Source organism: Streptomyces phaeochromogenes (assembly GCF_001418655.1).
GTDB classification, from domain to species: domain Bacteria; phylum Actinomycetota; class Actinomycetes; order Streptomycetales; family Streptomycetaceae; genus Streptomyces; species Streptomyces phaeochromogenes.
This window is the reverse complement of sequence record NZ_LIQZ01000576.1, coordinates 1-1,528: the sequence shown is the minus strand read 5'-3', so window position 1 is coordinate 1,528 and position 1,528 is coordinate 1. Positions and strand designations below refer to the sequence as shown.

Below are 1,528 nucleotides of genomic sequence, written 5' to 3'. Positions count from 1 at the left end.
GTCAAGGTGGGCCCATGGTTGATCGGGGAGCGAGCGCCCTGTCACTCCCGGACGACTGGCCCGCCCACCCGGACCCGATCCTGGCGCTCAACCGCATGGGCAGCTTCGACTGGGACCTGGACGCCGGAACCTTTCAGATGGACGCCCTGGCCCACGAGATCTTCGACGTGCGCCCCGACGAGTTCGACGGCCGCCCCGAATCGCTGAGCCCCCGGGTGCCGCCGACCGAGGGCCGCCGTCTGGACGCCCACGTCTCCCAGGCCATCAAGGACGGCAGCGAGAACTACGGGGCGTACTTCCGGGTCCGCCGCCGGGACGGCACCCTGCGCTGGACCCACACCCAGGGCTACATCCGGCGCGACGAGACGGGCCGCCCGCGCCGCATCATCGGCATCGTCCGCGACGCCACGGAGGAACTCGGCGAGGCCGAGGCCCGCCGCGAGCAGGCCGCCCAGGACGAGGCCCGCCGCCAGCAGACGAACGTCGTGCAGATCACCACCGCGGCCCTCGCGCACGCCCACACCGTCCAGGACGTCATCGACGTCCTCAAGGACACCCACGGGGTCACCCATCTGGGCGCCAAGAGCCTCGTCATGGGCCTGGTCGAGGCCGGCCGCATCCGGCTCGTCGCCGAGGGCCCCGCGGGCAGCTTCGTACCGGGCACGCTGGTCACCCGTATCGACGAGCAGTACCCGATGAGCGAGGCCGTCCGTACGCTCGCCCCGCGCTTCATCGAGTCGCCGGAGGAGTTCGCCGAGCGGTACCCGTTGCTCTGGCCGCACATCACCGACCTGGAGATCACCTCGGCCGCCTATCTGCCGCTCATCGCCCAGGCCAGACCCATCGGCGCCATCGGACTGCTCTACAACGACCGGCAGGGCTTCTCGTCGGAGGACCGCAACGTCCTGGTCGCGCTCGGCAGCAGCATCGCGCAGAGCCTCCAGCGGGCCATGTTCTACGAGCAGGAGAAGGACCTCGCCCAGGGCCTCCAGCAGGCCATGCTGCCGCGCTCCATCCCCAGCGTCCCCGGTGCCGACATCGCGGTCCGCTACCGCTCCGGCTCCCTCGGGCGGGACATCGGCGGCGACTGGTACGACGTGATCCCGCTGCCCGGCGGTCGTGTCGGGGCCGTCATCGGCGACGTCCAGGGNNGACCTGCCTGTACGCGGAGGTCGACCTGTCCACCGGCGTGATGCAGGTCGTCCGGGCGGGGCATATCGACCCGCTCGTCCGCGACACCGACGGCAGCTGCCGCAGACTGCCCGTCGAAGGGGGCCTGCCACTCGGCCTCTCCGCCCTGTTCGGGCGCCTCGAATACCCGGTCAACACCCTCGAACTCGACCCCGGCCAGACCCTGCTGCTGTGCACCGACGGCCTCGTCGAACAGCCCGGGATCGACCTCGACGACGGCATGCAGACCCTGCGCGCGCTCATCTCCACCGGCCCCGACGACGTACGCGACCTCGCGGACCGGCTCATCGACGTGGCCGAGGAGCGCGGCGGCGAGGACGACGTGGCGCTGCTCCTG

Annotated in this window: 1 protein-coding gene and 1 pseudogene; both read left to right on the top strand. The window is 71.5% G+C overall.

The window, feature by feature from the left end:
• Window positions 1-14: 14 nt before the first annotated feature.
• Window positions 15-1,150 (top strand): annotated as a pseudogene (locus AOK17_RS46060) (PAS domain-containing protein); the annotation flags it as partial.
• 2 nt (window positions 1,151-1,152) lie between these two features.
• A partial coding sequence (locus AOK17_RS53160) for a PP2C family protein-serine/threonine phosphatase (RefSeq protein ID WP_245697833.1) occupies window positions 1,153-1,528 on the top strand: 376 nt, incomplete at both ends.